Annotated in this window: 23 protein-coding genes; 15 read left to right on the forward strand and 8 right to left on the reverse strand. The window is 61.7% G+C overall.

What is annotated here, in order from left to right; all coding sequences use genetic code 11:
- Position 1: 1 nt before the first annotated feature.
- From WD767_15475 to WD767_15520, 10 genes are all read left to right on the forward strand, one after another.
- Positions 2 to 1,285: a TRAP transporter large permease gene (locus tag WD767_15475; GenBank protein MEX2617493.1), complete on the forward strand. Its 1,284-nt coding sequence runs from the start codon at positions 2 to 4 to the stop codon at positions 1,283 to 1,285.
- A gap of 125 nt (positions 1,286 to 1,410) precedes the next feature.
- On the forward strand, positions 1,411 to 2,193 hold the full coding sequence (locus WD767_15480) for an enoyl-CoA hydratase (protein ID MEX2617494.1): 783 nt from the start codon (positions 1,411 to 1,413) through the stop codon (positions 2,191 to 2,193).
- 37 nt (positions 2,194 to 2,230) lie between these two features.
- On the forward strand, positions 2,231 to 3,781 hold the full coding sequence (locus tag WD767_15485; GenBank protein ID MEX2617495.1) for a carboxyl transferase domain-containing protein: 1,551 nt from the start codon (positions 2,231 to 2,233) through the stop codon (positions 3,779 to 3,781).
- 9 nt (positions 3,782 to 3,790) lie between these two features.
- Positions 3,791 to 5,950 (forward strand): acetate--CoA ligase family protein, encoded by a 2,160-nt coding sequence (locus WD767_15490; GenBank protein ID MEX2617496.1) that lies wholly within the window; start codon positions 3,791 to 3,793, stop codon positions 5,948 to 5,950.
- A 156-nt stretch (positions 5,951 to 6,106) separates the two neighbouring features.
- Complete coding sequence (locus WD767_15495) at positions 6,107 to 6,592, forward strand: CinA family protein (GenBank protein ID MEX2617497.1); 486 nt, start codon at positions 6,107 to 6,109, stop codon at positions 6,590 to 6,592.
- 128 nt (positions 6,593 to 6,720) lie between these two features.
- Positions 6,721 to 7,533, forward strand: a complete 813-nt coding sequence (locus tag WD767_15500) for a hypothetical protein (GenBank protein ID MEX2617498.1) — start codon at positions 6,721 to 6,723, stop codon at positions 7,531 to 7,533.
- Positions 7,534 to 7,550: 17 nt separating this feature from the next.
- Positions 7,551 to 8,726 (forward strand): glycosyltransferase family 4 protein, encoded by a 1,176-nt coding sequence (locus WD767_15505; GenBank protein ID MEX2617499.1) that lies wholly within the window; start codon positions 7,551 to 7,553, stop codon positions 8,724 to 8,726.
- 91 nt (positions 8,727 to 8,817) lie between these two features.
- Positions 8,818 to 9,984: an MFS transporter gene (locus WD767_15510; protein ID MEX2617500.1), complete on the forward strand. Its 1,167-nt coding sequence runs from the start codon at positions 8,818 to 8,820 to the stop codon at positions 9,982 to 9,984.
- A gap of 111 nt (positions 9,985 to 10,095) precedes the next feature.
- Positions 10,096 to 11,367 carry a Zn-dependent hydrolase gene (locus WD767_15515; GenBank protein MEX2617501.1) on the forward strand — a complete coding sequence of 424 codons (1,272 nt, stop codon included), beginning with the start codon at positions 10,096 to 10,098 and terminating at the stop codon, positions 11,365 to 11,367.
- A 7-nt stretch (positions 11,368 to 11,374) separates the two neighbouring features.
- Positions 11,375 to 12,301, forward strand: coding sequence for a lysylphosphatidylglycerol synthase transmembrane domain-containing protein (locus WD767_15520; protein ID MEX2617502.1), 927 nt, complete (start codon positions 11,375 to 11,377; stop codon positions 12,299 to 12,301).
- Here the strand turns inward: WD767_15520 and WD767_15525 are convergent.
- Positions 12,255 to 13,286, reverse strand: coding sequence for a COX15/CtaA family protein (locus tag WD767_15525; GenBank protein MEX2617503.1), 1,032 nt, complete (start codon positions 13,284 to 13,286; stop codon positions 12,255 to 12,257). The two genes, WD767_15520 and WD767_15525, sit on opposite strands and share 47 nt — an antisense overlap.
- Positions 13,287 to 13,544: 258 nt before the next feature.
- On the opposite strand from WD767_15525, the gene WD767_15530 reads away from it, so the two are divergent.
- Genes WD767_15530 through WD767_15540 form a run of 3 tightly spaced genes read left to right on the forward strand, consistent with a single transcriptional unit; the run spans position 13,545 to position 15,995 of the window.
- Complete coding sequence (locus WD767_15530) at positions 13,545 to 13,850, forward strand: DUF2849 domain-containing protein (GenBank protein MEX2617504.1); 306 nt, start codon at positions 13,545 to 13,547, stop codon at positions 13,848 to 13,850.
- A gap of 2 nt (positions 13,851 to 13,852) precedes the next feature.
- On the forward strand, positions 13,853 to 15,508 hold the full coding sequence (locus WD767_15535; protein MEX2617505.1) for a nitrite/sulfite reductase: 1,656 nt from the start codon (positions 13,853 to 13,855) through the stop codon (positions 15,506 to 15,508).
- Positions 15,495 to 15,995, forward strand: a complete 501-nt coding sequence (locus WD767_15540) for a DUF934 domain-containing protein (protein MEX2617506.1) — start codon at positions 15,495 to 15,497, stop codon at positions 15,993 to 15,995. Before WD767_15535 ends, WD767_15540 begins: the two co-directional genes overlap by 14 nt.
- Positions 15,996 to 16,057: 62 nt before the next feature.
- Here WD767_15540 and WD767_15545 read toward each other — a convergent pair whose 3' ends face one another.
- From WD767_15545 to rpmI, 5 genes are read right to left on the reverse strand one after another with little or no spacing between them, the layout of a single operon-like run.
- Positions 16,058 to 16,699, reverse strand: a complete 642-nt coding sequence (locus tag WD767_15545) for a J domain-containing protein (protein ID MEX2617507.1) — start codon at positions 16,697 to 16,699, stop codon at positions 16,058 to 16,060.
- A 54-nt stretch (positions 16,700 to 16,753) separates the two neighbouring features.
- Entirely contained in the window at positions 16,754 to 19,165 is a 2,412-nt protein-coding gene (gene pheT / locus WD767_15550) for a phenylalanine--tRNA ligase subunit beta (protein MEX2617508.1), read from the reverse strand.
- Positions 19,162 to 20,238 carry a phenylalanine--tRNA ligase subunit alpha gene (gene pheS / locus WD767_15555; protein ID MEX2617509.1) on the reverse strand — a complete coding sequence of 359 codons (1,077 nt, stop codon included), beginning with the start codon at positions 20,236 to 20,238 and terminating at the stop codon, positions 19,162 to 19,164. The genes pheT and pheS overlap by 4 nt, the downstream gene beginning before the upstream one ends.
- Positions 20,239 to 20,267: 29 nt before the next feature.
- Positions 20,268 to 20,627, reverse strand: a complete 360-nt coding sequence (rplT, locus tag WD767_15560; protein ID MEX2617510.1) for a 50S ribosomal protein L20 — start codon at positions 20,625 to 20,627, stop codon at positions 20,268 to 20,270.
- A 19-nt stretch (positions 20,628 to 20,646) separates the two neighbouring features.
- Positions 20,647 to 20,847, reverse strand: coding sequence for a 50S ribosomal protein L35 (gene rpmI, locus WD767_15565; GenBank protein MEX2617511.1), 201 nt, complete (start codon positions 20,845 to 20,847; stop codon positions 20,647 to 20,649).
- Between the two features lie 205 nt (positions 20,848 to 21,052).
- Between rpmI and WD767_15570 the strand changes: the two genes are divergently transcribed.
- The gene (locus WD767_15570) at positions 21,053 to 21,832 is read left to right on the forward strand and encodes a short-chain dehydrogenase/reductase (protein ID MEX2617512.1); all 780 of its coding nucleotides are present in this window, start codon (positions 21,053 to 21,055) and stop codon (positions 21,830 to 21,832) included.
- 14 nt (positions 21,833 to 21,846) lie between these two features.
- Complete coding sequence (locus WD767_15575; GenBank protein ID MEX2617513.1) at positions 21,847 to 22,608, forward strand: enoyl-CoA hydratase; 762 nt, start codon at positions 21,847 to 21,849, stop codon at positions 22,606 to 22,608.
- Positions 22,609 to 22,635: 27 nt separating this feature from the next.
- Here WD767_15575 and infC read toward each other — a convergent pair whose 3' ends face one another.
- A complete protein-coding gene (gene infC, locus WD767_15580) occupies positions 22,636 to 23,172 on the reverse strand; it encodes a translation initiation factor IF-3 (GenBank protein ID MEX2617514.1) in 537 nt (178 codons plus the stop codon).
- 82 nt (positions 23,173 to 23,254) lie between these two features.
- Positions 23,255 to 25,168 carry a threonine--tRNA ligase gene (thrS, locus tag WD767_15585; GenBank protein ID MEX2617515.1) on the reverse strand — a complete coding sequence of 638 codons (1,914 nt, stop codon included), beginning with the start codon at positions 25,166 to 25,168 and terminating at the stop codon, positions 23,255 to 23,257.
- Positions 25,169 to 25,205: the final 37 nt, after the last annotated feature.

Consider the following 25,205-nt stretch of genomic DNA (forward strand, 5'->3'; position numbering starts at 1 on the left):
CATGCTGGCGTGGACCGGAGTAATACTTCTGTCGTTGCTGGCGCTGAGTGTGCCGGTCGCCGGCGCACTCGGCTGGCTGGGGCTCATCCTCGACAATTTCTATTCGCTGATGCCGCTTCACCTCGCGCTTGGCGAAGTCGTCTGGCAGAACGCCATCGAATACGTGCTGGTCGCCATCCCGCTATTCATCCTGCTGGGCGAAATCCTGCTGCGCGCGGGCATCGCCGAACGCATGTACGGCGCGATGGTGCAGTGGTTGTCGTGGCTGCCCGGCGGCACGATGCATTCGAATATCGGCTCCTGCGCCATCTTTGCGGCATCGTCCGGATCCAGCGTCGCCACGGCCGCCACGGTCGGCACCGTCGCCTATCCGGAAATTGCCCGGCGCGGCTATAACGAACCGTTGTTCCTGGGCACGCTCGCCGCCGGCGGCACGCTTGGCATCCTGATTCCGCCATCGATAAACCTGATCATATACGGGTTACTGACCGATACGTCCGTGCCGCAGCTCTATCTCGCCGGGTTTATTCCCGGCGTACTGCTTGCCAGCCTGTTCATGCTGACCATCCTGATCGCTGTCCTGATCAAGCCGAAATGGGGCGGCAGCCCGGTTGAAACGACTTGGGACATGCGCTGGGAATCGCTGCCGCACCTTCTGCCGCCGCTGGGCATCTTCGTCGTCGTCGTCGGCTCGATCTATGCCGGCGTCGCGACCCCGACCGAAGCGGCGTCCGTCGGGGTGGTCGCCTCGATTATCCTCGCCGCCTGTTTCGGCGCACTGAACATAACCATGCTGCGCGAGGCTGTCGAAGGAACGTTGCGAACCACCGCAATGGTGATGCTGATTATCTTTGCGGCCCTGTTCCTCAACTTTGTGCTGGCCGCCGTCGGCATGACCGGCAGGCTGATCGACCTGATCGACAACCTGGGCGTGACGCCGATGCAGACGCTTTGGGTCATCATCGCATTCTATATCGTTCTCGGCTGCTTCATGGAAACGCTGTCGATGCTGATCACGACAACCCCCCTGATTGCCCCGATCCTGATCGGGCTGGGCTTCGATCCGGTCTGGCTCGGCATCCTGGTGACTATCCTGCTGGAAACCGCGCTGATTACGCCGCCCGTCGGCGTCAATCTGTATATCGTGCATGGTGTCCGCGATGGGGGGGCAATGAACGATGTGATTGTCGGTACCCTGCCCTTTGTACTGACCATGTTCGTCATGATCGGCCTGCTCGTCCTGTTCCCTCAGGTTGCGCTTTTCCTGCCCCAGATGTTCTATTGACGGAATTGTTGCAGGGACATCCGATCAGAGTAAAGCCGTAAACCGGATTTTCAGATGACGCTGGCCCGCAACGTTCCAAAACCGCAGTGTTTTCAGTGCAGACAAAGGGAAGTACGCTTTTGACCATGGATAAGATGCTCGCTGAAAAGGATGGCCCGGTCGGGCGCATGATTTTCAACAACCCCGCGCGCCACAACGCCGTTTCGGGCGACATGTGGGAAGCGGCGGCGGATATCCTGGAGGATTTCCAGAATGACAGCGCCATCCGCGTTGTCGTTGTCACCGGGGCCGGCGGCAAGGCCTTCATGTCCGGCGCCGATATTTCGAAATTCGAAGACGAACGCGCCAATGCCGAAGCGGAGGAAAAATACCACGCCAGGAACGAACGGGCGCAGAAGCTGCTGCTGAACATGCCGAAGCCGACAATCGCCATGATTCGGGGTTACTGTATTGGCGGCGGGGTTGGCGCGGCCCTGAAATGCGATACGCGGATCAGTTCCGACAAATCCAGCTTCGCCATACCGGCAGGCCGGCTGGGCATCGGTTATGATTACGATGGCATTTCGCGACTGGTCGCGCATGTAGGGCCGTCCTTCGCCAAGGAGATATTCTTCACGGCACGCCAGTTCAACGCCCAGGAAGCCCTGGACATGAAGCTTATCGACCGGCTGGTGCCGGACAATATCCTGGAAGATTACGTACGCGACTACGCGAAGACCATCGCCGCCAATGCGCCCATGACAATGCATGCCGTAAAACGAGCCGTCCTGGAGAATGCCAAGGACCCGGATGACCGCAACATCCAACTCTGCGACAGCATGGTCGACATCTGCAACGCGAGCGAGGATTATGCGGAAGGACGACGCGCCTTCATGGAGAAGCGCAAACCCGTGTTTGTCGGGCGCTGAACATATATACCCTTTCAAGAACACGAAAAGCCGCGACATGGTAAACGAAGAATCCGGTATCGAAACCGGCATAGCCGAACTGGAAGAGCGCCGCCGCAAGGCTCTGGCGATGGGCGGCGGGAAGAAGCTGGAACGCCGCCGCAATGCGGGCGTTCTGAACGCACGGGAACGGGTCGCCTATATCGCCGATACGGACAGCTTCCTGGAAACCGGGCTGCTGGGCACGTCCGGCGTTTATCCCGAACAGCATGACGAAACCCCGACCGACGGCAAGATCACCGGTTACGCCAAAATCGATGGCCGGGATGTCGCGCTGGTCGTGAACGACTTCACGGTCAAGGGCTCCTCGACCAGCGCCACCAACAGCAAGAAGGTCGGACAGGTCAAACGAATCGCGACCGAGCGCGGCATGCCCGCCGTCTTTATTGGCGAATCCACCGGCGCGCGCCTGCCGGACGCGATGGGATCGCGCGGCATGGGCGCGCTGCTGGGCAACGACATCACCCAGTTCCAGCGCATGCGGGATACGCCCTGGGCGGCCGCGGCGCTGGGCTTTTCCTTCGGATCCTCCGCCTGGCTGGCCTGCTGTTCGGATTTCGCGGTCATGCGCAAGGGATCGACCATGTCGGTGTCCAGCCCGCGCCTCGTCAGCCGCGCCATCGGCGAGGAGGTCGACCTGGAGGAACTCGGCGGCTGGAAGCTGCATGCGGAGACCACCGGCCAGATCGACATGGTGGTCGATACCGACGAGGAGGCGCTGGACGCAATCCGCACGTTCCTCAGCTACCTGCCCAGCCACAACATGGAAGCGCCGCCGGTGCGCGACGTCACGCCGGGATCCGGCGAGGACATGGCCGACATCCATAAGGTCCTGCCGGCGAAGCGCACCCAGGTTTACAACATGCGCAAGATCCTCGACGCCGTATTCGACAAGGGAAGCCTGTTCGAAATGAAGCCGCGCTTCGGCCGCCCGGCGATCACCGCGCTGGCCCGGCTGGACGGCAAGAGCGTGGGCGTCATTGCCAATAACCCGCAGCATCGCGGCGGCGCGCTGGATACCCAGTGCTGCGAGAAGATCGTCGATTTCCTGGTGCTGTGCGATTCCTTCAACATCCCCATCGTGCAGCTTGTCGATACGCCGGGCTTTGCCATAGGCACCGAGGCGGAGCGCAGCCGCGCACCGGGCCGGATCATGAATTTCATGAACGCGATGACTCTGGTCACCGTACCGCGCATCGCCGTCATCCTGCGCAAGAGCTATGGCCGCGCCTATGTCTGCATGGGCGGCGGGCGGCATTCGGACACGCTGGCCGCCTGGCCCACCGGCGAGGTCAGCTTCATGGACCCGCGCTTCGCGACCATGATCGTGCACGGGCTGGAGGAAGGCATGGAAGGCTTCGAGGAAGCGTTCGCCCGGATCCAGAAAGATACGGAGATCTGGGACATGGCCGCAACCTACGCCGTCCACGATGTAATCAAGCCGTCTGAAACGCGCGAATTCCTGATCCGCATGCTCGATATCCACCGCCTGCGCATGACCAGCGGCGTCGGCAGGCACCTGATGCGCACCTGGCCGACCAGCTACTAGAACGGAACCATGAACACCAAAGCACTATTTGCCGAAGCCCGCACCGCGGGGCGTGAGGCGCTTGACGAAGCCGCCGGGAAAACCCTTCTGGCGCAATACGGTATCGCCACGCCGAAATCCGTTATCGTGACAGGTCCGGAGGATGCTGCGACAGCCTTTACCGGATTGACCGCGCCTGTCGTCGTCAAGGTCATGTCGCCGGACCTGCTGCACAAGAGCGATGCCGGCGGCGTCGCCATCGGCTTGGACAACGCCGAGGCCGTTGCCGAAGCAATCATGACCATGCGGAAATCCCCCGCGATTTCCGGGTGCCAGATCGACGGATTCCTGATGGAGGAAATGGCTCCCGATGGCCAGGAAGTGGTGATCGGCGGCGTCTACGCCCCGCAATTCGGACCGATGATCATGGTCGGCCTGGGCGGTATCTTCGTCGAGGTCATGGGCGATGTCGCCTTTCGCCTGTGCCCGATATCCGAATCCGATGCCTGGGCCATGTTGCGCGAATTAAAGGGCGCGCCGCTGCTGGTTGGCGCGCGTGGCCGTAAACCGGTTTCCGAACAGGCCATTATCGACGCACTGATGCAAATCGGCGGACCAGGCGGTCTGTTGCTCGACAACGCGGACGAAATTGACGAACTGGATATCAACCCGATCATCGTTTCGCCGAAAGGCGCTGTCGCCGTGGACGCCCGCGTCATTCTGGCGCCGAAGGAATCGCGGCCGGAACATCCCGAACCTGTCCCGGCCGATTTCGGCCCGCTTTTCGAACCGAAAGCCGTTGCCGTGCTGGGGGCGTCCGCCGAACGCTTCGCGGTCGGCAATAACTGCATCGCCCGGTTGCGCGAAAGCGGCTTCGAAGGCGACATTTACCCGATCCATCCAACCGCGGATGAAATTGACGGGTTGCCGGTCTATCGTTCGCTCGGTGAGACGCCCAACCCCATAGATTATGCCTTCATCGCGGTCGGCGCCGCCCGAGTCCCCGATATGCTGCGCGCCGCAAAAGGCCGGCTGAAATTCGCGCAGGTCATTTCGGCGGGCTTCGGCGAGGTCAGTGACGGTATCGACCTGCAGCGCGACCTCGTCGCCGCCGCCCGCGAAGGCGGCTGCCGGGTTATCGGACCGAACTGTCTGGGTCTCTATTCTCCGCGCGGCCGCGTTACCTTCGCCAAGGGTTCTTCGATGGAGCCGGGCAGCGTCGGCGTCATCTCGCAGAGCGGCGGTCTTGGTACCGACATCGTCCGGCGCGGGTTGCTGCGCGGAGTCAGGTTCAGTGGCCTTGTCACCGTCGGCAACAGCGCCGATCTCGGCCCGAACGACCTGCTGGAATTCTACCTGTCCGATCCGAACACCAAAGTGCTCGGCTTGTACCTGGAGGACGCCAAGGACGGCGGCCGCTTCGCAAATATCCTTCGAGCCGCGAAAGCCGTGAAACCGGTCGTGATCCTGAAAGGGGGACGAACCCGCGCCGGGCAGGCCGCTGCCGCATCGCACACAGGATCCCTGGCCGGCGACGACCGGGTCTGGACGGCCCTGGAGAAGCAGACGGGATGCGTGCTGGTCGATAACCTGGACGATTTCGTCGAAGCCCTGCTGGCCTTCCAGATGCTGACCCCGAATCCGGGCCGGCCGACAAAACGGATTGTCATGTTCGGCAATGGCGGCGGCACCAGCGTGCTGGCGACCGACTATTTTACACGACTGGGTCTGGACATTGATCCGCTCAGCGTCAGGGCGCAGGATGCGCTGAATGCGCTGGGCCTGCCGCCAGGAACCAGTGTCGTTAACCCGATCGATACGCCGGTCGGAACCCTGCAGACCGAGCAAGGAAAGATCGCTGAAAAAATACTCGACGCGGTTTATGCGACCGACGAGGCCGATGCGGTGGTTATGCATCTGAACCTGGCTGCATTTATCGGCCGTAGCACGGTCGATCCCTTGGAGAACCTGATGCAGGCGGCGCTGCGGGTTCAGGCGCAGTATCCCGGCCAGTCACATTTCATCCTGGTGCTGCGTTCGGACGGCGGTGAAGACATCGATAATGCCAAGCGCGGTTACCGCGCGCGGGCGCTGGAAGTCGGAATACCGGTCTATGATGAACTCGCCAACGCGGCCCGGGTATTGACCGCCTTGCGGAAATTCGAGCGCTTCCGGCATGACCTCGAATAACAGGCACAATGGCGCCGCGTCGAACAGGGGGGACGAAAGACAGGAGCCTGCACGTATTCCGTTTCAAATTGACTGTCCTTTCATTCCCAAAGTAGAAGAAATCCAGTATACTGAAATCTTTCTTATTTTCACTATCGCACCATTGGAAGAACAATCATGTCGGAATTGAGCGAATTGGCGAACCGGGTCGGAGCCGGGTTGAAGCAGCGTAACGAAACGGTGGCAATCGCGGAATCATCGTCCGGCGGTCTTGTCGCGGCAGCGCTTCTGGCCGTTCCGGGCGCTTCGGTCTATTTCATGGGCGGCGTCGTTGTCTACACGCGCGATGCCAAGATCAGACTTCTGGGTGTTCCGGAAAAGACCCTCGATGAAATCCGGTCCGCTTCGGAACCGCATGCCATGATGCTGGCGCGAACGGTCCGTGAAAAGATGGGCACGACCTGGGGTATCGCGGAAACCGGCGCCGCCGGGCCGACCGGAAATCGTTACGGCGACGATGCCGGACATGTCTGCGTCGCTGTTTCAGGCCCGGTCGATATTGTTACGACCATTGAAACGGGAAAATCGGACCGCGAACCGAATATGCACGCCTTTGCCGCCGCAGCCTTAACCCTTGCTGATACGACGATGAACAGGGCATGAAGGCCGCATTGCTATCGAAAGCAGTCTTTGTCTTTAAGCCCGCTTGACGGGCTTAAATCCATTCGTTCCTGTCAAATAAAGCGTCCGTCTATTTTTCCTTAATCGACCAATGATATGTCCCAGATAATATGAGTAGAAAATTCTGTCACGGGCTGGTCTGGCTTACCGTCGCGTATTCAGTGTCAGGGCAGGAAATTGAAAATCTGACGTTTTTTCCGATGGCGCATGCGACATTGATGATCGTTTCGGGCAGCGCCCTGGAGGGACAGGTCCGCTTTCCTGCCGTCCCGATTCTAGAACGCTATACATTCAGACCACAGGAAAATCCCGATACCCTTGGCCGCTTTGACTTCAGCGACAGCCGGCCCGGAACAGCATTCGTTTCGGACAATCCCCGAATCGGAGTCGGCGACATGGTGCTTGGCGGACCGGACCTGATTGAACTGGTCGCAGGTAGCAATGCAAACGGAATTGCGAACGTGGATTCCGATTTCAATATCGATCCCGTAACATTAACCGACAGGCAAAATCTCTGGTCGGACATTGCCTTTACACTGGAAATCGACGAACTGCTTGATTTTTCCGCCACGGCCGTTGCCGGCTTTATTCCGGAAATCCGCTTCTGGCTGGAAGGCAATCGATGGGGCAATTTCGGTTCATCACTGAATGAATTTCAAGTCGTCGGCGGCTTTAAATATGGCAGTGTAATAAATAACGGCACCCTTCCGGACCAGGTATTGCTGCATTCCAACCTGTCGGGTAATTCGACAGAAAGGGGCGCGTCCGGCACCAGCGCCCAAACTGAAGCGCGAAGCCGGTCCCTGTCAGAATTTGCTTCAGACATTTTTTTCAAATTGATTCGGCTTCCGATCACTTATGTAATTCTGTTTACCGGCCTCACGATCCTGGCGATCAATTTGAACCGGCAGCCGCGAACCTGACGAAAAATGGCGAGTATATGATCAGGATTCTGACGTTCACGTCGCTATTTCCCAATGCGATACAACCGGTCCACGGAATATTCGTCGAAAACAGGCTACGGCACCTGATCGAAAGCGGTAATGTGACAGCGACCGTTGTCGCGCCTGTTCCCTGGTTTCCATCGCGCCATGAACGATTCAGACCCTATAGCGACTTTGCCCGTATTCCGGAGATCGAGGAGCGGCACGGCCTGACCATTCACCATCCGCGATATCCGGTCATACCGAAAATCGGCACCAACATTGCACCCCTGCTGATGTATTTGTTCGTGAAGCCGTTTATTGCGAAATTGATCCGGCAGGGCGCAGAAGTCGATCTGATCGACGCGCATTATTTCTATCCGGACGGCATCACGGCAGCGCTGCTGGGCCGTCGATTCGGCAAACCGGTGACCGTGACCGCCCGTGGCACGGACATCAACCTGCTGCCGCAATACGCGATACCCCGCGCACAAATCAAATGGGCTGCGGGCAGCGTGCAGGGGATAATTACGGTTTGCCAGGCCCTCAAGGACGAACTCACCGCACTGGATGTGGATCCGGACAAAGTCCGCGTGTTGCGCAATGGCGTGGATCTGGAAATGTTCCGGCCAGGCAACCGGCCGACGATACGCAAGAAGCTCAATCTGACAGGCCCGACATTGCTATCGGTCGGCCACCTGATTGAACGCAAGGGGCATGACCTCGTTATCGGCGCCTTGCCGAAACTGGCAAACACCACCCTGATGATCGCCGGCGCCGGACCGGAGCGCGAGGCGCTGGAACAGCAGGCCAGCAGGCTTGGCGTGCATGACAGGGTCCGGTTTCTGGGGCAGATCGGTCATGACACATTGCGGGACGTATACGGCGCAGCGGACGCGCTGGTTCTGGCGTCAAGCCGCGAGGGATGGGCCAATGTGTTATTGGAAGCGATGGCATGCGGCACCCCCGTCGTTGCCACGAATGTTTGGGGGACGCCGGAAATCGTCGCCGAACACGCCGCAGGGGTACTTATGGCATCCCGCGACTCCGCAGCGCTGGCCGATGCGGTGAACATGTTGTTCGGCAACCTCCCGGATCGCGGGGCGACGCGCCGTTACGCCGAAAGATTCAGTTGGAATTCGACGACTGAGGGCCAGCAGGCGCTTTTTGAAAGCATTTTGCGACGCAGGTGACAGCGCGGTCACTGCCTGCGAACATACTGCGCAACGATATGCGTACGCCGAAAGTGGCATTTTCTTGAATGATTTACTGCAAAGAAGGGTATTGACGCCACTGGTAATGATCCTGGTTATCCAGTCGATCATAACCATGGCCGCTTATGGTATCCCCGTCGTGACGGCCGTCATCGCCGCGGACCTGAATATCGCGCCGGCGTTGATCGGCGGTCTGGTTTCGGTGATCTATTTCGTTGCGATGCTGACCGGCCTGTTATCCGGCACCCTGATTTCCCGGTTCGGCGCTCGCGCCTCGTTTCAACTCATGCTGGGTTTTACCGGGCTCGGTATGATGCTGATCGGAATCGGCAACCCCGCCGGCATGCTGCTCGGCGCCGCCATGATCGGCGTCGGAACGGGACCGATGAACCCGGTCGGCAGCCATGTCCTGGCGCGGGTTTCGCCCGTTGACTGGCGACCGTTGATTTTCTCTCTCAAACAATGCGGCACGCCGATGGGCGGTGCGCTGGCCGGGGCGATCCTGCCGCCGCTTCTGCTCGCCTATGGCTGGAACGCAGCGGTTCAGGTCATTCCGTTGGCCGCACTGGCGGCGATTGCCCTCGCCGCAATAGCGGGAGTCGGGCCAAAGGAGCAACGCCGGGAAAATACCGGCTTTGCATTCGGCGATGCCCTGGTCACTCTGAAACTTGTTGCCACAACCGTCATATTGCGACGTTACGCATTGGCCGGGCTGGGCTTCGCAGGATGCCAGCTCGCCATGTCAACCTATCTTGTTGTCTACCTCTGGACGGAAATAAAACTGGCCCCGGAACTGGCGGGGCTGACCTTTTCGATTGTCCATATTGCCGGCATTTCCGCCCGCGTTGCGCTGGGCGCCATCGCTGACCGCTGGATTGCGACACCTGTCCTGCTGGGTCTGCTCGGCCTGGTCATGACAATCGGCCTGGCGGGACTTGCATTCTCGACACCAGCGTGGCCGCCGGTCGCCTTCATGATACTCGCCGCAGTATTCGGTATCGGCGGCAATGGCTGGGTCGGACTTTTCTTTTCCGAAATGGCTCGCCGCGCACCGCAGGGCCGCACGGCGGACGCTGCCGGCGGGTCGCAGTTCTTCATGTATATCGGCATCACGACAGGCCCGATTGTGGCCGGCGCGCTGATCACCCTGGCGGGTTATGCAATGACCTTCGGCATATTTGCGGTCATCGCATTGCTGTGCGGCATCATTCTGTACCGGGTCGCTGCAATGGACTGAACCGGTCGGCGCAACAGCCGTATTGCCCCGGCGTCGCCTCCAAATCCGGAGCGGCAGGCGATAACAGGGTAACGCTGAGGCCGGGTAATCGGTATACTCATTCCCAAGGGCATGACGGCGGTCAACCGGAGGAACGCAATGGAACATTCGGGAAATAACCTGCGGATCGACGGCGCGCGGCTGTGGGACAGCCTGATGGAAATGGCCAAAATCGGCGCGACCGAAAAGGGCGGCGTCCGGCGGCTGGCGCTCACGGATCTAGACCGGCAGTCGCGTGACCTGTTCCGGCGCTGGTGTGAGGACGCGGGCTGCACCGTCACCCATGACGCCATGGGCAACATGTTCGCCAGGCGACCGGGACGCGATGAGTCACGGCCGCCCATTGTCACCGGCAGCCATCTGGACAGCCAGCCGACCGGCGGAAAATTCGATGGCGCCTATGGTGTTCTTGCGGGGCTGGAAGTCGTGCGGGCACTGAACGACGCCGGTTTGGAAACCGAGGCACCCATCGAGGTCGCCGTCTGGACCAATGAGGAAGGCAGCCGCTTTGCACCCGCCATGGTGGGATCGGGCGTCCATGCCGGGATATTCACACTGGATCAGGCCCATGCCATCGCCGATATGGACGGCAAGACCATGGGCGAGGAACTGGAGCGCATCGGCTACAGGGGTGAAGGCTGCGGCGGGCGGGAATTCGGCGCCTATTTCGAGGCCCATATCGAGCAGGGCCCCATTCTGGAAGCCGCAAAATTGCCCATCGGCATCGTGACCGGCGCGCAGGCGCAGCGCTGGTATGAAATCGACGTAACGGGACAGGAAAGTCATGCGGGTCCCACACCGATGGCGGTGCGCAAGGATGCGCTGGTCGGCGCTTCGGCATTGGTCCTGGCGGTTAACAGAATCGGCCATGACTTCCAGCCCGGCGCCTGCGCGACGGTGGGCATGATCCAGTCCAGCCCGAACAGCCGCAATGTCATCCCCGGCAAGGTATTTCTGACCGTGGATTTCCGCCATCCCGATGACGGCCGGCTTGCCGAAATGGACAAGGCCTTGCGGCAGTCCGCCGCTGAACTGGCGACAATCCATAAAGTGGAAATCGAGGTGACCGAAATATGGTCCTTCGCCGCGACGCATTTCGACCCCAAATGCGTCGCCGCCGTGCGCGCCGGGGCGGAAGCAGCCGGATTGGCGTATATGGACATCGTCAGCGGCGCGGGACATGACGCGGTTTACATGGCGCAGGTCGCCCCCGCCGCCATGATCTTCGTCCCCTGTGAGGACGGCATCAGCCACAACGAGATCGAAAACGCCACACCGGACGACATCGCCGCCGGCTGCCAGGTCCTGCTGCATGCGATGCTGGAACGCGCCGGCGGACATTGACGCCCCTATGACGCGCCGACGGCTGTTTCTTGGGCTCAAACTTGGCATATCCGCCGTGCTGCTCGGCTGGCTGCTGGTCCGGTTCGACTTCACGCCGGTGCTTGTCCAATTGCAGGCCATGAAGCCGGTTTGGCTCGCCGCCGCCTTCCTGATGCTGATGCTGCATGGATTTACCAGCGCCTGGCGCTGGTGGGCGATCATGCGGCGGCAGGGCGACGCACCGGGATACGGACCGACACTGCAATTGTTCTTCATCGGCATGTTCTTCAACCAGACCCTGTCGACGACACTGGGCGGGGATGCCGCACGGGTCTGGCTGCTGCGCGCGACCGGCGTCTCCACCGGACGTGCGGCGACCGGCGTGGTGCTTGAACGCGCCGCGGGCATGCTGTCGATGATGGCGCTGATCCCCGCCGCCATCCTCGCCGCGCCGCTGACCGGACAAAAAACCTGGTGGCTGCTGACGGGGGCCGGGGTGGCGCTGGCTGCGATCATCGGGTTCGGCCCGGCATTGCGCAGCGCCGGGTGGCGATGGCTGCAGGGGCTGGGCTCGTTTCTATACGACGCGCGGCGGGTCCTGCTGTCCCGCGCCGGGATCCCGATCCTGCTGTTGTCGCTCGGCATTCATCTGGGCGGCGGACTGACCGTCTGGCTGGTCGCGATGGCGGCGAACGCATCGCCGGGACTGCTGGTCTGCCTGACCCTTTCGCCGCTGGCGCTGTTGCTGGCAACGCTGCCGATTTCCTTCGGCGGCTGGGGTGTGCGGGAAGCCGTCCTGGTCGGGCTGTTTGTCCCATACGGAATCGCCACCGAACAGGCGCTCGGCGTTTCGATCACTCTGGGGCTGCTGGTCATGCTGGCAGGGCTGCCCGGCGGCGCGTTATGGCTTATCCGCGGCCGGACGCCGCGTGCAGCGCCCATACCGCCAGGCTGAAGGTCACCGCCGCGCCGGCCTGGTGCAACACCGCCAACGGCAACGGCACCACCAGCAGCAGCGTCGCAATGCCAAGGCCGATCTGCAATACCGTCATATGGGCCAGCGCGGTAACCGCGCTGCGAAAAAGCGGATCCGCATTGCGACCGCGCCACCACAGCGATGCAACCAGAACCGCGCTGAGATAGGCCAGCATACGGTGATCGAACTGAACTGTCGCAATATTTTCGAATACATTCAGCCAAACCGGCGACATCGACAGCAGACCGTCCGGCACGAACGAATCGCCCATCAGCGGCCAGGTGTTGTAATCCAGCCCGGCCCGCAACCCCGCCACAAGCCCGCCCGCGAAGGCGGTGACGAAGATCACGGCGAGCACCGCCATCGCATGCCCCCGCAAAGGAGAAGGTTCCCGGTTTCGCGGCGCGACAATGTCGAGCGCGACCCAGAGCAGATAGCCCAGGATGATGAATGCCAATGCCAGGTGAACTGCCAGTCGGTACTGGCTGACATCGGTGCGGTCGACAAAGCCGCTTTTCACCATCCACCATCCGATCACGCCCTGCAACCCGCCCAGAACGAACAGCGCCACCAGATGCGGGATCAGCCCGCGCGGAATCATGCCCCGGATCAGGAACACCACGAACGGCACGGCAAATACCAGTCCGATCGACCGTCCCCACAGGCGATGAATGAACTCCCACCAGAAAATCGTCTGGAATTCGGCCAGGGTCATCCCGGCATTGGCGATCCGGTATTCCGGCGTTTCCCGGTACAGCGCGAAGACCCTGTCCCATTCGGCGTCATTCATCGGCGGCAGGACCCCGATCAGCGGCCGCCATTCCACCATCGACAGGCCGGATTCCGTCAGCCTTGTTATCGCGCCGATGATCATCATCGCCAGTACCATGGCGGCGCACAGGAACAGCCAGTGCGCAACCGAATGCGGCACGGTTCTTTCGGACCGGATTGTGTCTGATCTCATCTGTCGGTTTCTTCGCGCTGACAATATTTGCAAGATATCAAGATATACGGAATCGCCCGGATCAACCCACGCCGCAAAGCGTCGCAGCACCCGAAAATATTTTCCACTTTTTTGTGTTGTTTTATTTTATAATAACACTAATATGATGTTTAATTAGAAATAACACTGTTTGTTTTGTGTTAAATAAGCCGCAAAACAGCAAGAACACGAACCCTGGCGCGGATTGGCGCCGCACCAGGCACACAGCGGAGAGAAATTATGACACAGCAGGTCGTAACGGCCAGCCGCCTTCGGGACGGACGCGCGGTCTACCTGACAGCAGGCGGCACATGGTCGGAAAAAATCGCGGGAAGCCTCGTTTCCACGAGCGAAGACGATAACGCCGCCATGCTGGCGACGGCGCAGGACGCCGCCGACACGCAGTATATCATCGATCCATACCTCGTTGAGGTCACACTTGATGATGCGTTGCCGCGTCCGGTGACGATCCGCGAGCAGATCCGGGCGAATGGTCCGACCGTCGCATACGGTGCAAACTCCAGCGAAATTCGTCGGGTCGCCTGAATATGTACAGTTACGACCAGTACGACACCCGGCTCGTCAACGAGCGGGTTGCCCAGTTTCGCAATCAGGTTACCCGCCGTCTGGACGGCCGGCTGAGCGAAGAGGAATTCCGGCCCTTGCGGTTGCTGAATGGTCTTTACCTGCAATTGCACGCCTATATGCTTCGGGTCGCCATTCCCTACGGCACGCTCTCCGCGACGCAGATGCGCATGCTGGCCCAGATCGCCCGGCGCTATGACCGCGGCTACGGCCATTTCACGACCCGCCAGAACATCCAGTATAACTGGCCGAAGCTGGAAGACGCGCCGGATATCCTCGCCGATCTGGCAAGCGTCGAAATGCACGCCATCCAGACCAGCGGCAACACGATCCGCAATACGACATCGGATCCCTATGCCGGCGTCGCCGCGGAGGAAATCGAGGACCCCCGGATTTACTGCGAAATCATCCGCCAGTGGTCGACGTTGCACCCGGAATTCACCTTCCTGCCGCGCAAGTTCAAGATCGCCGTCACCGCCTGCGACAATGACCGCGCCGCGGTAAAGGTCCACGACATCGGAATCGCCATCCGCAGGAACGCCGCCGGCGAGACGGGATTCGAAATCATGGTCGGCGGCGGCCTTGGCCGCACGCCGATGATTGCCAAGACAATCCGGGAATTCCTGCCAAAGGAACAGCTCCTGTCCTATCTGGAAGCGATCCTGCGGGTCTACAATCTGAACGGTCGCCGCGACAACAAGTACAAGGCGCGGATCAAGATCCTGGTGCACGACCTGGGCGCCGACGAATTCCGCCGTCAGGTCGAAGCGGAATGGGAAAACCTCCGGGACAAGGGCCCGGATCTTTCCCCGGCGGAAGTGTCGCGCATCGAGGCGTTTTTCGCACTGCCGGACTACGACCCGCCGGGCGACAACCAGCAGGACTATATCGAACAGCTTCGCGAAAACGCTGCCTTTGCCGAATGGGTGCGTGCCAGCGTCGTCGAACACAAGCAAAACGGCTATGCGATCGTTAACATTTCGCTGAAGCCGGAAGGCGGTGTTCCGGGCGACGTGACGGCCATCCAGATGGATGCCGTCGCTGCCATGGCAGACGAGTTCAGCCTGTCTGAAATTCGCGTCACGCATCAGCAGAACCTGGTGCTGCCGCATGTCCGGCAGGGCGACCTGTATGCGTTGTGGGAACAGTTGAAGGCGCAGGGGCTGGCCACCGCGAATATAGGGCTGATCAGCGATATCATCGCCTGTCCCGGGCTGGATTATTGCAGCCTCGCCACCGCGCGGTCGATCCCGGTGGCGCAACGCATCGCCACGCGGTTCAGCGACCTGAAGCGCCAGCACGATCTCGGCGAATTGCAGCTCAAGATTTCAGGCTGCATCAATGCCTGCGGCCATCACCATGTCGGCCATATCGGCATTCTGGGCGTCGACCGGAAAGGCGAGGAGTTTTACCAGATCACCTTGGGCGGTCGGGCCGACGAGAATGCGGCCATCGGCAAGATTATCGGCCGCGCCTTTTCCACGGATGAAGTCGTGGACGCCGTGGAAACCATCGTCGACGTTTATGTCGCGCAGCGGCAGGGCAAGGAGCGGTTTATCGACACTTATGAACGGGTCGGACAGGCCCCCTTCAAGGAGGCGCTCTATGGCACTGCTTAAGGACGGCAAGATTATCGAGGACCGCTGGACGCATCTGGACGACGATTCCGCAGCGCCGGAAGGCAAACCCGTTACGGTTTCGCTCGCCCGGTGGCGGAATGACAGTGAAAATCTGAAAGCCTCGGGCGCCCCGCTCGGCATTCGCCTGACAGGCGCCGACGATGTGGAGGACATCGCCGATGCGCTGGAAAACCTGCAGCTTGTCGCCATCGCGTTTCCGGCCTTTACCGACGGGCGCGGCTATTCCATGGCGCGCATCCTGCGGGAACGCTACGGGTATGCGGGTGAGATCCGCGCAACGGGCAATGTGCTGTGCGATCAGGCCAGCCTGATGACGCGATGCGGGTTCGACGCCTTCGATCTGGCGCCGCATGTCTCGGTCGATGACTGGTTCGAGGTATTGTCCCTCGTGGATGTGCAGTATCAGCCGGCGGCGGACCGGCGGCCAACCGCGGCGCAATTGCGGCACGCGTCCTGTCTTCAATAAGGTCGATCAGATTCACGTGACTGTCGGATCGCCAGAGGCGATTCCAGCAGTCACGATCAAATCTAGAATCCAAGCGTGCGCAGCGTCGCCATGGCCTCGTTGAGCTGGCTCATGCGGCGCGTATCGCCAAAGGCGCTGTCAGGGTGATGGATTGCCGCCAGGGCGCGGAATCGCGTCTTGATGGCTTCTGGAGACAGTTTGGCATTTGGCGGAAACCCCAGCACGTAAAGCGCGTCCGAACGGGTCTTCACACTGTTGCGCAGCGGGCTGAAGGACAGTGACCGGATGATCCCGCGCATGCGGTCCAGTTCCCGCTGCGCTTCCTGAAGCTTCTTTTCCGCCGCCGGGACCGCCGCATTTTCGACCCGAATTGTCTGTTGCCCCGCGGACATTGCCAGCGCCAGGTTCAGCGCCCGGCGCAGTTCGGGAATCGTATGGCCGGCCGGCAAGCGGACCTGGATGCGTGGTTTGCGCCGCCATGGCTTGCCCGCGCCGGGACCGGATTTGAGCGTTATCGTCTCGCGATCGTGTTCCGCCGGCTCGCCGGGATCGGCCATGGCCGCAATGGCCTCCGGCGGTACGACCAGCATGACCGACCGGACCAGGTCGCCGGCGTTGACGCCCCGCCGGGCGGCAAGCGCCTGTACCCGGTCTCGGAACGCGCTGCTGCAGGGAATTGCGTAGGATTTCTTCGTGGCCGCCATGGGCATGTTATTCGACGAGTCGCCATGCCCCGTCAACTGCGATTGCAGTTGGCGTCAGCTGCGCAGGACGCCGCCGGTCTGTTTTTCGACGCTCGCCACGATACGGCCGGCCACCGCATCGATTTCCGCCTCGGTCATGGTCGCCTCGGTCGGCTGCAGCGTGACCGAAACGGCAATCGACTTGCGACCCGCACCGATCGACGGACCGGTAAAAACGTCAAAAACGCCGACTTCGGTGATCAGCTTGCGTTCCGCTGTACGGATCGCCGTCAGCAGCTTCGCCGCCGGCATATCATCCGCGACGACGAACGCGAAGTCGCGATTGACCGGCTGGTAGGGCGACGATTGCAGAAGCGGCCTAGCCTTGCCGGCCTTTGACTTGGGCTGCGGCACCGCATCAAGGAACACCTCGAACGCCGCCACGGGGCCGCGCACACCCATTTCGCGCAGCACGGACGGATGAACCTCGCCAAACCAGGCAAGCACATTCGGCCCCAGCCGCAGCGCACCTGACCGTCCCGGATGATACCACGCCGGCGCGTCGGGGGTCGCCTGCAGCTTGTCCACCGGCGCGTTGCACGCGGCCAGCACAGCCAGCGCATCCGCTTTCGCATCGAACGCATCCACGGCCCGCTGCGGTCCGGCCCAGTGGCGCGGGCCCGTCATGCCCGTGCGAACACCGCCGGCAACCAGACGCTGCCCTTTCGGCTGATCGCTTTCCCAGGCCGCGCCGGTTTCGAACAAAGCCGGATCCGCGATGCCGCGATCCATGTTTCGGCCCGCCGCCGCAATCAGATTTGGCAGGATCGAAGGCCGCATGACATCCAGATCGGCGCTGATCGGATTTGCGAGGCGCAGCGAATCCGTCACGCCGCCGAAATGCCGCGCATCGGCATCGCGCATGAACGACCAGGTTACGGCTTCATGCATGCCCCGACCCGCCAGCACCCGGCGCGCGAAGGATACCTGGCGCTGCACCGGGGTGATCGCCGGCTGCGACAGCGGCGTATCCGCGCGCAACGGGACCGCCGGTATGCCGTCGAAGCCGCGGACCCGCAGGACTTCCTCGACAAGACAGGCCTCGCCTTCCACGTCGAAACGCCAGCTTGGCGGGGCCGCCTCAATCCGGTTTCCGACGATACCGGTTTCAAACCCTAGATCGTCCAGAATTTTCCGGGCCGCATCCATTTCGACCTCGACGCCGCCCAGCGATGCGATCCGGGCCGGATCGAGCATGATTACCGGCGCCGGCGCCGGTAATTCGCCCGCTATTGTCGGGGCGCTGGCCTCACCGCCGCAGATATCCAGAATCATCCGGGCGGCGACTTCCGCGCCCCACAGCGCCGATTCGGGATCGACGCCGCGTTCGAACCGGTAGCGCGCATCGGATTCGATGCCGAGCCTGCGCCCGGTCGCCGCCGTGCGGATCGGGTCGAAAAGCGCGACTTCCACGAAGACATCCGTGGTCGCCTCGGTACAGCCGGAATATTCCCCACCCATGACGCCGCCGATCGCCAGCACGCGGGCGGAATCGGCGATGACCGTCATCGCGCTGTCCAGCGTGTAGTCCCGCCCGTCCAGCGCCGCGATTTCCTCACCATCCCGCGCGAAGCGCATCGTCAGCGTATCGCCGGTGACCCTGCCGATATCGAAGACATGCAGCGGCCGGCCCAGATCGAAGGTCACGTAATTCGTGATATCCACGAGCGCCGAAATCGGCCGCAGCCCGATAGCGCGCAGCCGATCCTGCAGCCAGTCCGGGCTGGGTCCGTTCTTCACCCCGCGAAACGCGCGGCCGACCACCATCGGACAGGCATTGCCGTCTGCGCCAAGGTCGCGAACCCACTGGACGGGGCTGTCGAATGTAACGGGAACCGAATCGTTCTCATACGGCCAGGGCTTCAGCGTACCGATGCCGCCCGCCGCAAGGTCGCGGGCAATGCCCCGCACGCTGGCGCAATCGGCGCGGTCCGGGGTCAGGCCGATTTCGATAACCGGATCGTCCATCCCCATATATTCAGCATAGGAGGCGCCGACCGGTGCATCTTCGGGAAGGTCGATGATGCCGTCATGGTCGTCGGACAGGCCGAGTTCCCGTTCCGAACACAGCATGCCGGCGGATTCGACGCCGCGCACCTTGGCGACCTTCAGGTCAACCCCGGTGCCGGGGATACGGGTCCCCGCCGGGGCAAAGACGCCCTTCATGCCCATCCGCGCATTCGGGGCGCCGCAGACCACCTGCGTGGTTTCGGCGCCGCCCGTATCGACAACACAGACGCGCAGCCGGTCGGCATCCGGGTGCCGATCGCAGGCGATAACATGGCCGATCACGAAGTTTTCGAATCCGGCGGCGCGGTCATGCAGCGACTCAAGCTCAAGGCCAAGCGATGTCAGCTTGTCCGTGATCTCGTTCAGGGGCGCATCGGTGTCGAGATGATCCTTCAGCCAGGACAGCGTGAACTTCATGGCGTCAACCCGCGCAACAGGGTCGGCACTTCCAGCGGCACGAAACCGTAATGCCGCAGCCAGCGCAGGTCCGCGTCAAAAAACGTCCGCAGATCGGGAATGCCGTATTTCAGCATCGCAATCCGTTCGATTCCCATGCCGAAGGCGAAACCCTGATATTCGTTCGGGTCGATGCCGCAGGCGGCCAGTACTTTCGGGTGCACCATGCCGCAACCGAGAATTTCCAGCCAGTCGTCGCCGGCGCCGATTTTCAGCTCACCGCCGGACCGGCTGCAGCCGATATCCATTTCAGCCGACGGTTCGGTGAACGGGAAATAGCTGGGCCGAAAGCGGGCCGGCACATCGGGTACCTCGAAATAGGCGCGGCAGAATTCGATCAGGCAGCCCTTGAGATGCCCCATATGGCTGGTCTTGTCGATGACCAGCCCCTCGACCTGATGGAACATCGGCGTGTGGGTCATGTCGGAATCGCACCGGTAGGTCCGGCCCGGCGCGATGATCCGCAGCGGCGGCGTGGTCGATTGCATGGTGCGGACCTGCACCGGCGAGGTATGGGTCCGCAATACCGGGCGTTCGCCATCGGCGCGTTCCGCCAGGTAGAAGGTATCGTGCATCTGCCGGGCGGGATGTTCCGGCGGAATATTCAGCGCCGTGAAATTGTGGAAATCGTCTTCGATATCCGGACCCTCGGCGACGCTGAAGCCCATTTCGCCGAAGATGGCGATAATCTCATCGAAGGTCTGGCTGATCGGGTGAATCCGCCCTTCGCTTTCCGGGCGCACCGGCAGGCTGATATCGATCCGTTCCGCGGCCAGTTCCGCTTCCAGCGCGGCGGCGGCCAGCCCGCCCTGCCGCGCATCGATTGCCGCTGATACGGCGGTCTTGACCGCGTTCAGCGACTGGCCCGCCGTCTTGCGCTGTTCGGGGTCCAGCTTGCCCAGACCCTTCATCAGTTCCGTAACCTGGCCCTTGCGGCCAAGCGCGGCGATCCGGATTTCCTCCAACGCGTCCAGGCTATCCGCCGATGCAACGGCGGATAGCAGCTGTTCGCGCAACTCGTCGAGATTTTCCATCGCCGGGGCCTGGCCGCAGGGTAAAGGCGTTATTCGGCGAGCGCGGCCTGCGCCTGCACGACAAGGGCCTGGAACGCATCGGGTTCGTGGACCGCTAGGTCGGACAGGACCTTGCGGTCGAGATCGATTCCCGCCAGTTTCAAACCGTTGATGAACACGGAATAGGTCAGCCCGTGCTGCCGGACGCCCGCGTTGATGCGCTGGATCCAGAGACGGCGAAAATCGCGCTTCTTAGTGCGGCGGTCGCGATAGGCGTATTGCAGGTCCTTGTGGACCCGCTGTATGGCGGCCCGGAAGGTATTCTTGGAACGACCCCGTGCGCCCTTGGCGGCCTTGATGACCTTGCGGTGACGGGCGTGCGTTGTCACGCCCCGTTTTACTCGAGACATAGTATCGGACTCCTATCGGCTACAGGTAAGGCAGGAAATGTCGCTTGACCACCCGGGCATCCGAGTCGGCCATGATCTGTGTACCGCGGTTGGTACGCTTCATCTTTTGCGACCGGCGGCGCAGCATGTGCGACAGGCACGCACTGTTGAACCGGATCTTGCCCTTGGCCGTAACGCGGAATCGCTTCTTGGCGCTGGACTTGCTCTTCAATTTGGGCATTTCGGTTTCCTCTGATCGAATGTGTTAATACGTTTTCGGTTTTGACCGTTATTTGACGCACAGGGCATACCCAGGGCCACAGCCGCCTTATTGAGGCGCGCCTTATACCCCCCAAAGGCCGGCGGCGCAAGGCCGGGCGCGGCTTGACCTGCGGCCCATCGCCGCGCCACATTGCGGCCCGACACAATTCAGGCAGGGGGGCATGATGGATTTGAATCTGGCGGGAAAAACCGCGCTGGTCACAGGCGGATCCAAGGGGATCGGCCTGGCCGTCGCAAGGCAACTCGCCGAGGAAGGCTGCAGCCTGCATCTGGCGTCCCGCACCCAGGCGGACCTGGAAGCCGCCCGCGATGCAATTAACCGCGATTTCGGCGCGCAGGTCACGATCCATGCCGGCAATCTGGCGGATGGCGACCGGATGCGGCAGCTGGCGCGCGATACGGCGGGAATCGACATTCTGGTGAACAATGCGGGCGCCATCCCCTTCGGCAGCGTCGACATGGTCGACGAGGCGACCTGGCGCACCGCCTGGGACCTGAAGGTCCTGGGCTATGTCAACCTGATCCGGGAGGTCTATCCCGCCATGATCGCGCGGGGCAGCGGCGTGATCGTCAATGTCCTGGGCACCGCCGGCGAACGGCCGACGCCAAGCTATATCGCCGGCTCCATGGGCAATGCCAGCCTCATGGCGCTGTGCGTCGCGCTGGGCGGCGAATCCGTGGACAAGGGCGTGCGGGTCGTCGGCGTCAATCCCGGCCTGATCGAAACCGAGCGCATGGTTACCCTCAGCGAAGCCCGCGCCGAACAGAAATTCGGCGACAGGACCCGCTGGCGCGAATTCCTGGAAAACATGCCGCAGGGCCGCGCCGGAAAACCGGAAGAAGTGGCGGACCTCGTCACCTATCTCGCCAGCCCGAGGGCATCCTGGGTCAGTGGCACGATCGTCACCATCGACGGCGGCGTCACCAAGCGCGCGACACTTTAGGAGCAGTAACCGGCATGGCACGGATATCCGTCAACATCGAGACCCGGCCGGCAGGCCGCATCGCCCGGGTAACGCTGGAAAATGCCGCCAAGGCGAACTGCCTGACCAGCGCGCTGGTCGGCGAGATGGAGACGGTCTTCCGCGACCTCGCCGACGATAAGGACCTGCGCCTTGCCGTGCTGACCGGCGCGGGAGAACGGTCCTTCATTGCGGGGGCTAATCTGCAGGAATTGCGGCATTTCGACGAATCGGCCGCCCGGACCTACATCACCAGCCTGACCCGGGCGAACAAGGCAATCCGGGACCTTCCCGTCCCCGTCATTGCGCGGATCAACGGCGCTTGCATGGGGGCCGGACTGGAGGTCGCCGTCAGTTGCGATATCCGGATCGCCGCCGACAATGCGCGTTTCGCCATGCCGGAAGTCCTGTTCGATCTGCCATCGGTTGTCGAAGCCGCCCTGCTGCCGCGCCTGATCGGCTGGGGCCGGACGTCCTGGTTTCTGTATCGCGGCGACGCCATCGACGCGGCGACCGCACGGGACTGGGGGCTGGTCGAACACTGCGTTCCCGCCGCCGGACTGGACGATGCTGTCGCCGAAACGGTGGACCGCATGATGGCAAACGGTCCCGTCGGTATGCGGCAGCAGAAAAAGCTCATGCGCGACTGGGAGCGCATGTCCATCGACGACGGCATTCACGCAGGTATCGATTCACTCGCCAAGGCCTTCCTGCACGGAAACCCTGGCCAGCGAATAACAGACTTCCTGGATCGCTGACCGCAAATCCCGCCACGGCCCCGCGCCTTACTTTGGCACGAGGACCATGATCATCTGACGGCCTTCCATCTGCGGGAACTGCTCGACCTTGGCGGTTTCATCGAAATCCTTGCGCACCCGGTCCAGCACCTGACGTCCCAGTTCCTGATGCGCCATTTCACGGCCGCGGAAGCGCAGGGTCACCTTGACCTTGTCGCCCTCGCCCAGAAACTTGCCCATCGACCGCATCTTCACATCGTAGTCATGCTTGTCGATGTTCGGACGCATCTTGATCTCCTTGACCTCGATGGTCTTCTGTTTCTTGCGGGTTTCGTTGGCCTTCTTCTGGGCAATGTATTTGAACTTGCCGTAGTCGAGGATCTTGCAAACCGGCGGATCGGCATTCGGTGAAATTTCCACCAGGTCCAGGCCGGCCGCATCGGCTCTGTTGAGCCCTTCGATCAAAGGAACGACGCCAATCATCTCTCCATCCTGGTCGACCAGGCGGATATTGGCGGATTCAATCTCTCGGTTGACGCGCGGACCCTTCTTCGTCGGCGCGGCATTAAATGGTGGACGGGCTATAGATTCCTCCTGTTTTTTGCCAATAATTACCGGTTTACCGGTCGCGAATACAGCAACGGCGCCGCATCCGGCAGCGCTCCGCCTATACAGGCATCGCCGCTTCTGCCTTTAGTGTATTGAGCGCGGCGTCAAGTGCAAGAATTTCTTGCGTTTTGCCACCCAATCTGCGGATCGCGACTGTCCTTGCCTCGGCCTCGCGCTGACCGACAACCAGCATCACCGGCACTTTGGCGAGCGAATGTTCGCGAACCTTGTAATTGATCTTCTCGTTCCGCAGGTCCGATTCAACCCGCAAACCGGCGGCCGTGCAGGCTGCCGCGACTTCCTGCGCGTATTCATCGCCATCGGAGGTGATGGTCGCCACGACGATCTGGACCGGCGACAGCCACAGCGGCATGCGGCCCGCGTAATGTTCGATCAGTACGCCAATGAACCGCTCGAATGAACCCAGGATCGCCCGATGCAGCATGACCGGACGGTGCCGCGCGCTGTCCTCGCCGATATAGGAGGCATCCAGTCGCTCCGGCAGGACGAAATCGACCTGCAGCGTGCCGCATTGCCATTCGCGGCCGATCGTGTCGCGCAGCACGAATTCCAGCTTCGGCCCGTAAAACGCGCCTTCGCCGGGGTTCAGCGTGTATTTCAGCCCTGCTGCTTCGGTGGCTTCGGTCAGCGCCTTTTCGGCCCGGTCCCAGGTGGCGTCGTCGCCAGCGCGGACCTCAGGCCGGTCCGAAAACTTGACCGCGACATCGTCAAAGCCGAAATCGCGATAGACCGACAGCAGTAAGTCGCAGAAACGCTCCGTTTCAGAGACGATCTGGTCTTCGGTGCAGAAGATATGCGCATCGTCCTGCGTGAAGGCCCGGACGCGCATGATGCCGTGCAGCGCGCCCGAGGGTTCGTTGCGGTGACAGGACCCGAATTCAGCCATTCGGATCGGCAAATCACGGTAGCTCTTCAGCCCCTGGCGGAAAATCTGCACATGGCACGGACAGTTCATCGGCTTCAGCGCCAGCACTTTTTCATGCTCATCTTCAACGGTGAACATATGCTCCCGGAATTTCTCCCAGTGCCCCGACCGCTCCCACAGGGTTCGGTCGACGAGCTGCGGCGTTTTCACTTCGCCGTAGCCGCCCTTTTCCAGCCGGCGGCGCATGTATTCCTCGCAGGTCCGGTACAGCGCCCAGCCTTTCGGATGCCAGAACACGCTGCCGACGGCTTCTTCCTGGATATGGAACAGATCCATTTCGCGGCCCAGCCGGCGATGATCGCGCTTTTCCGCCTCCTCCAGACGATGCAGATAGGCGTTGAGTTCCTTTTCCGTGCGCCAGCAGGTGCCGTAGATACGCTGCAATTGCGGGTTTTTCGGATCGCCGCGCCAATAGGCGCCCGCCAGCTTCATCAGCTTGAACGCCTTGCCCAGCCGGCCCGTGGACGGCAGGTGCGGCCCGGTGCAGAGATCGACCCAGTCGCCCTGGCGATACAGGGAAATTTCCGCGTCTTCGGGCAGGCTGCCGACATGCTCCGCCTTGAAGGTTTCGCCGATGCTTTCGAAAAACTTCGTTGCTTCCTCGCGCGACCAGACCTCGCGCGAAATCGCCTCGTCGCGCTCCACGATTTCCGCCATCCGTTTTTCGATGGCCTCGAAATCGTCCGTCGAGAACGGCTCCGCGCGATGGAAATCGTAATAGAATCCGTCTTCGATCGACGGACCGAAGGTGATCTGCGTGCCGGGAAACAACTCCTGGACCGCTTCGGCCAGAACATGGGCGCAGTCATGGCGCAGCAGTTCCAGCGCCGCGTCGCTGTCGCGGGTCACGATTTCCACCCGTGCATCCTGATCGATCACATGGGTCAGGTCCCGTTCGGTCCCGTCCACGCGGACCATGACCGCCGCCTTGGCGAGGCCCGGTCCGATGGAGGCCGCCAGTTCGGCGCCGGTAATCGCGCCGTCGAACTGGCGGACGCTCTCATCGGGAAGTGTAATCGCTACCATGGTTCTATCCGTTTCCAGTCTCTGCCGCCGCGCGGCG

The organism is Alphaproteobacteria bacterium, assembly GCA_040905865.1.
In the GTDB taxonomy this organism is placed as follows: domain Bacteria; phylum Pseudomonadota; class Alphaproteobacteria; order UBA8366.

Coding starts and splice junctions, on each gene's coding strand:
- WD767_15475 (MEX2617493.1), top strand. CDS start 2: ATGCTGGCGTGGACCGGAGTAATACTTCTGTCGTTGCTGGCGCTGAGT.
- WD767_15480 (MEX2617494.1), top strand. CDS start 1,411: ATGGATAAGATGCTCGCTGAAAAGGATGGCCCGGTCGGGCGCATGATT.
- WD767_15485 (MEX2617495.1), top strand. CDS start 2,231: ATGGTAAACGAAGAATCCGGTATCGAAACCGGCATAGCCGAACTGGAA.
- WD767_15490 (MEX2617496.1), top strand. CDS start 3,791: ATGAACACCAAAGCACTATTTGCCGAAGCCCGCACCGCGGGGCGTGAG.
- WD767_15495 (MEX2617497.1), top strand. CDS start 6,107: ATGTCGGAATTGAGCGAATTGGCGAACCGGGTCGGAGCCGGGTTGAAG.
- WD767_15500 (MEX2617498.1), top strand. CDS start 6,721: ATGAGTAGAAAATTCTGTCACGGGCTGGTCTGGCTTACCGTCGCGTAT.
- WD767_15505 (MEX2617499.1), top strand. CDS start 7,551: ATGATCAGGATTCTGACGTTCACGTCGCTATTTCCCAATGCGATACAA.
- WD767_15515 (MEX2617501.1), top strand. CDS start 10,096: ATGACGGCGGTCAACCGGAGGAACGCAATGGAACATTCGGGAAATAAC.
- WD767_15520 (MEX2617502.1), top strand. CDS start 11,375: ATGACGCGCCGACGGCTGTTTCTTGGGCTCAAACTTGGCATATCCGCC.
- WD767_15525 (MEX2617503.1), bottom strand. CDS start 13,286: ATGAGATCAGACACAATCCGGTCCGAAAGAACCGTGCCGCATTCGGTT.
- WD767_15530 (MEX2617504.1), top strand. CDS start 13,545: ATGACACAGCAGGTCGTAACGGCCAGCCGCCTTCGGGACGGACGCGCG.
- WD767_15535 (MEX2617505.1), top strand. CDS start 13,853: ATGTACAGTTACGACCAGTACGACACCCGGCTCGTCAACGAGCGGGTT.
- WD767_15540 (MEX2617506.1), top strand. CDS start 15,495: ATGGCACTGCTTAAGGACGGCAAGATTATCGAGGACCGCTGGACGCAT.
- WD767_15545 (MEX2617507.1), bottom strand. CDS start 16,699: ATGGCGGCCACGAAGAAATCCTACGCAATTCCCTGCAGCAGCGCGTTC.
- pheT (MEX2617508.1), bottom strand. CDS start 19,165: ATGAAGTTCACGCTGTCCTGGCTGAAGGATCATCTCGACACCGATGCG.
- pheS (MEX2617509.1), bottom strand. CDS start 20,238: ATGGAAAATCTCGACGAGTTGCGCGAACAGCTGCTATCCGCCGTTGCA.
- rplT (MEX2617510.1), bottom strand. CDS start 20,627: ATGTCTCGAGTAAAACGGGGCGTGACAACGCACGCCCGTCACCGCAAG.
- rpmI (MEX2617511.1), bottom strand. CDS start 20,847: ATGCCCAAATTGAAGAGCAAGTCCAGCGCCAAGAAGCGATTCCGCGTT.
- WD767_15570 (MEX2617512.1), top strand. CDS start 21,053: ATGGATTTGAATCTGGCGGGAAAAACCGCGCTGGTCACAGGCGGATCC.
- WD767_15575 (MEX2617513.1), top strand. CDS start 21,847: ATGGCACGGATATCCGTCAACATCGAGACCCGGCCGGCAGGCCGCATC.
- thrS (MEX2617515.1), bottom strand. CDS start 25,168: ATGGTAGCGATTACACTTCCCGATGAGAGCGTCCGCCAGTTCGACGGC.